Source organism: Streptomyces glaucescens, from assembly GCF_002154375.1.
Lineage (GTDB): Bacteria > Actinomycetota > Actinomycetes > Streptomycetales > Streptomycetaceae > Streptomyces > Streptomyces glaucescens.
In genome coordinates, this window is record NZ_MUND01000779.1 from 1 (window position 1) to 5,064 (window position 5,064).

The following is a 5,064-nucleotide window of genomic DNA, read 5'->3' on the forward strand; positions in this document are numbered from 1 at the left end:
GCGCGGGGAGGTGGTGCGACGGGGGGTGCCGGTGATGCGGCTGGAGCGCGGGAGCGGTGGAGCGGGCGATGTCGACGGTGGACGGTATGCCGGCGGCGGTGTGCGGGATCCCGGCGGTGTGCGGGATGCCGGCGGCGTTCTGGTGACGACCGTGTACGACCTGCTGCTGGCCCAGTACGGTGTCCGGCGCCCCGGTCTCCCCGGCGACTGGCCCGCCTCCTACGACGACCCCCACACCCCCGGCACCCCCGCCTGGCAGCAGACCCACACCTCCGTCCCCGCCGCCCAGTGCGTCCGGATCGCACGGGAGTTCGCGCGGACCGCCGAGCGGTCCAAGGGCCGCTGCATGATCCTGATGGGCGCCGGCACCAACCACTGGTTCCACTCCGAGACGATCTACCGCGCCTTCCTGGCGCTGCTCCAGCTCACCGGCTGCCAGGGCCGCAACGGCGGCGGCTGGGCCCACTACGTGGGCCAGGAGAAGTGCCGCCCGTCGACCGGCTGGGCCACGCTGGCCGCCGCCTCCGACTGGTCCCGGCCGCCCCGGCAGATGATCGGCACGGCGTACTGGTACCTCAACACCGACCAGTGGCGCTACGACCGCTTCACCGCCGATGTGCTCACCTCACCGCTCGCCGAGGGCCGGCTGGCCGGGATGACGGGCGCCGACTGCCTCGCGCTGTCGGCGCGCGCGGGCTGGATGCCGTCGTATCCGACGTTCGACCGCAACCCGCTGGAGCTGGGCGAGGTGTTCGGCGATCCGGTGGCGAAGGCGGTCGCCGAACTGCGCGCGGGCACGCTGAAGTTCGCCTGCGAGGACCCGGACGCGCCGGAGAACTGGCCGCGCGTGCTGACCCTGTGGCGGGCGAATCTGCTGGGCTCCTCGGCCAAGGGCGCGGAGTACTTCACCAAGCACCTGCTGGGCACCCACTCGTCGCTGCGGGCAAAGGAGGCTCCCGAGGAGGTACGGCCGCGTGAGGTGACGTGGCACGAGCGGGCCCCCGAGGGCAAGCTCGACCTGCTGCTGTCGCTGGACTTCCGGCAGACCTCCTCCACCCTGCTCTCCGACGTGGTGCTGCCCGCCGCGACCTGGTACGAGAAGCACGATCTGTCGTCCACCGACATGCACCCCTACGTGCACTCCTTCACCCCGGCCGTGGACCCGCCCTGGCAGGCGCGCACCGACTTCGACACGTTCAAGGCGATCGCCGAGCGGTTCAGTGAGCTGGCCGTGGGTCATCTGGGGGTGCGCAAGGACCTGGTGGCGGCCCCGCTCCAGCACGACACGCCGGGTGAGACCGCCCAGCCGGGCGGGGTGGTGCGGGACTGGAGGCGCGGCGAGTGCGATCCGGTGCCCGGCGAGACGATGCCGGGCCTCGTCGTCGTGGAGCGCGACTACACCGCGGTCGGCGCGAAGTTCGCCGCCCTCGGCCCGCTGGTGGAGGAGCTGGGCCTGCCCGCGAAGGGCATCGCGCTGCGGCCGGACGAGGAGGTGGAGCACCTGCGCGGGCTCAACGGCGTGGTGCGCGGCGGCCCCGCCGACGGCCGGCCCGCGCTGGACACGGCGGTGAAGGCGGCGAACACCGTCCTCGCCCTGTCCGGCACCACCAACGGCCGGCTAGCCACCCAGGGTTTCCGCACCCTGGAGGCGCGCACCGGGCAGGAGATGGCGCATCTGGCCGCCGAGCACGAGGGGAACCGGATCACCTACGCGGACACGCAGGCCGCGCCGGTGCCGGTGATCACGTCACCGGAGTGGTCGGGGAGCGAAGCCGGCGGCCGACGGTACACGGCGTTCACGCTGAACACCGAGCACGGCAAGCCGTGGCACACCCTCACCGGCCGCCAGCACTTCTTCCTCGACCACGACTGGATCCACGAACTCGGCGAGGCGCTGCCCGTCTACCGCCCCCCGCTCGACATGCACCGCCTCTTCGGCGAACCCCGCGTCGGCGCCGACGGGCAGCGCGAGGTGACGGTGCGTTACCTCACCCCGCACAACAAGTGGTCCATCCACTCCGAGTACCAGGACAACCTCTTCATGCTGGCCCTCTCCCGGGGCGGCCAGACCATCTGGATGTCCCCGCAGGACGCGGACGCGATCGGCGTGGCGGACAACGACTGGATCGAGGCGGTCAACCGCAACGGCGTGGTCGTCGCCCGGGCGATCGTCTCGCACCGCATGCCGCCCGGCACCGTCTACATGCACCACGCGCAGGAGCGCACAGTGGGCGTGCCGAAGGCGGAGACGACCGGGACGCGGGGCGGCATCCACAACTCCCTCACCCGGCTGATCATGAAGCCGACCCATCTGGTCGGCGGCTACGCCCAGCTGTCCTGGGCGTTCAACTACCTCGGCCCGACGGGCAACCAGCGCGACGAGGTGACCGTGATCCGCCGCCGGAGCCAGGAGGTCGAGTACTGATGCGCCCGATGGCCCAGATCGCGATGGTGATGAACCTCGACAAGTGCATCGGCTGCCACACCTGCTCGGTCACCTGCAAACAGGCGTGGACCAACCGGCGGGGCATGGAGTACGTCTGGTTCAACAACGTGGAGACCCGCCCCGGCCAGGGCTATCCGCGCCGCTACGAGGACCAGGGGAAGTGGCGCGGCGGCTGGGAGCTGAACCGGCGCGGCGCGCTGAAGCTCAAGGCGGGCGGGCGGCTGAGGACGCTCGCGGGCATCTTCTCCAACCCGAAGCTGCCGGAGATCAAGGACTACTACGAGCCCTGGACGTACGAGTACCGCAACCTCACCGACGCCCCGCTCGGCGACGACTACCCCGTCGCCCGGCCGGTGTCGTCGATCGACGGCAAGCCGATGAAGATCGAATGGTCGTCGAACTGGGACGACAACCTGGCCGGCGCGCCCGCCTACGGTGATCTCGACCCGATGGTGGAGCGCGTCCGGCAAGAGGCAGAGGAGAAGGTGCGGTTCGCGTTCGAGCAGACGTTCATGTTCTATCTGCCGCGCATCTGCGAGCACTGCCTGAACCCGTCGTGCGTGGCGTCCTGCCCGTCCGGGGCGATGTACAAGCGGGCGGAGGACGGCATCGTCCTGGTCGACCAGGACCACTGCCGGGGCTGGCGGATGTGCGTGACGGGGTGCCCGTACAAGAAGGTCTACTTCAACCACCGCACCGGCAAGGCCGAGAAGTGCACCCTGTGCTACCCGCGCATCGAGGTCGGTCTGCCGACGGTGTGCTCGGAGACGTGCGTCGGCCGGCTGCGCTACCTCGGGGTGATCCTCTACGACGCCGACAAGGTGACCGCCGCCGCGTCGGTGCCCGACGACCAGGCGCTGTACCAGGCGCAGCTCGATGTCTTCCTCGACCCGCGGGACCCGGAGGTGCGGCGGGCGGCGGAGCGGGCGGGCATCCCGGACGACTGGCTGGAGGCGGCCCGCCGCTCCCCCGTGCACGCGCTGATCAGCACGTACCGTGTGGCGCTCCCGCTGCACCCGGAGTACCGCACGATGCCGATGGTCTGGTACATCCCCCCGCTGTCGCCGGTGGTGGACGCGCTGGCCGGGACCGGGCACGACGGGGAGGACGCGGGCAATCTGTTCGGCGCGATCGACACGCTGCGCATCCCGCTGGAGTACCTGGCGGAACTCTTCTCGGCCGGGGACGTCGGCCCGGTGAAGGCCTCGCTGGACAAGCTCGCCGCGATGCGCTCGCACATGCGGGCGATCAATCTGGGCGAGGAGCCGGACCCGCAGATCGCCGCCGCCGTCGGCATGGCGCCCGGGGAGGTGGAGGAGATGTACCGGCTGCTGGCGATCGCCAAGTACGAGGAGCGGTACGTCATCCCGACCGCGGCGCTCGGCGACGCGCGGCGCCTGGAGGAGACGGCGGTGCCCGACGCGTGCAGCCTCGACCACGCCGACGGTCCGGGGATGGGCGGCGACGGCCCGTTCGGCGGTGACTCCGGCCGCAGGCGGCTGCCGCTGGTGACGGTGGAGAACTTCCACCTGCTGCGCCGGCGGCAGACCTCCGACGACGCGAAGGAGGCGTGATGCCCTCGGACGCGGTGCTGTACCAGGCGGCGGCGCTCTGCCTGACGTATCCGGACGACGACTTCCGCGCCCGGCTGCCGCTGCTGCGCGAGGCCGCCCCGCAGCTGCGGGAGTTCACCGACCACGCGGCCGTCACCCCGGCGATGGAGCTGGCCGCGCACTACGTGCGGGTCTTCGACTTCAAGAACCGGCACAGCCTGTACCTGAGCTGGTGGCGGGACGGCGACACCCGGCGGCGCGGGATGTCGCTGGTCCGCTTCAAGGACGTCTACCGGGCGCACGGCCTGGAGTTCAGCGGTGAGGAACTGCCGGACTTCCTGCCGGCGGTGCTGGAGTTCGCGGCCCGCACCGGGGACACCTCCCTGCTGACGGAGCACCGCGGCGCCCTGGAGGAGCTGCGCACCCGGCTGACCGCCTTCGGTACGCCGTACGCGTGCGTCCTGGACGCCGTGTGCGCCACACTGCCGACCGTACACACCGGAGCGCGCTCATGACCGTCTTCCTCTGGGGCGTTCTGCCGTACCTCGCCTTCGTTCTCCTGGTCGCGGGGCTGGTGTGGCGCCACCGCTACGACAAGTTCGGCTGGACCACGCGCTCCTCGCAGATCTACGAGTCGAAGCTGCTGAACATCGCCTCCCCCGCCTTCCACTACGGCATCCTCTTCGTGCTCGTCGGACACGTCGTGGGCCTGTTCGTCCCGGTGTCGTGGACCGACGGTCTCGGGGTCACCGAGCACACGTACCACCTGTTCTCGCTGTACGGCGGCACGGCGGCCGGCGCGCTGACGGTCGTCGGGATCCTGTTGCTCGTCCACCGTCGACGGACCAAGGCACCGGTCTTCCGCGCGACGACCGTCAACGACAAGCTGATGTACCTCGTCCTGCTCGCGGCGATCGTCCTCGGCATGGTCGCCAAGCTCTCCCACACCTCCGGCGACGGCTACGACTACCGTGCCTCGATCGCGCCCTGGTCGCGCAGCCTGTTCACGCTCCGGCCGGACACCGGGCTGATGGCGGGGGTGCCGGCGCTGTACGCGATCCACGC

General features: G+C 71.1%; 4 protein-coding genes. All 4 read left to right on the plus strand.

Features of this window, described 5'->3' with window-relative positions; genetic code table 11:
- Positions 1-2,425: molybdopterin-dependent oxidoreductase (locus tag CCN42_RS37055; RefSeq protein WP_143662154.1), on the plus strand; the 2,425-nt coding region annotated here is incomplete at its 5' end.
- Positions 2,425-4,020 (plus strand): nitrate reductase subunit beta, encoded by a 1,596-nt coding sequence (gene narH, locus CCN42_RS37060; RefSeq protein ID WP_086741691.1) that lies wholly within the window; start codon positions 2,425-2,427, stop codon positions 4,018-4,020. The genes CCN42_RS37055 and narH, both read left to right, overlap by 1 nt.
- Positions 4,020-4,514: a nitrate reductase molybdenum cofactor assembly chaperone gene (gene narJ / locus CCN42_RS37065; protein ID WP_086741692.1), complete on the plus strand. Its 495-nt coding sequence runs from the start codon at positions 4,020-4,022 to the stop codon at positions 4,512-4,514. Before narH ends, narJ begins: the two co-directional genes overlap by 1 nt.
- Positions 4,511-5,064 (plus strand): respiratory nitrate reductase subunit gamma (narI, locus tag CCN42_RS37070; RefSeq protein ID WP_086741693.1); only part of this gene is annotated, 554 nt, incomplete at its 3' end. The genes narJ and narI, both read left to right, overlap by 4 nt.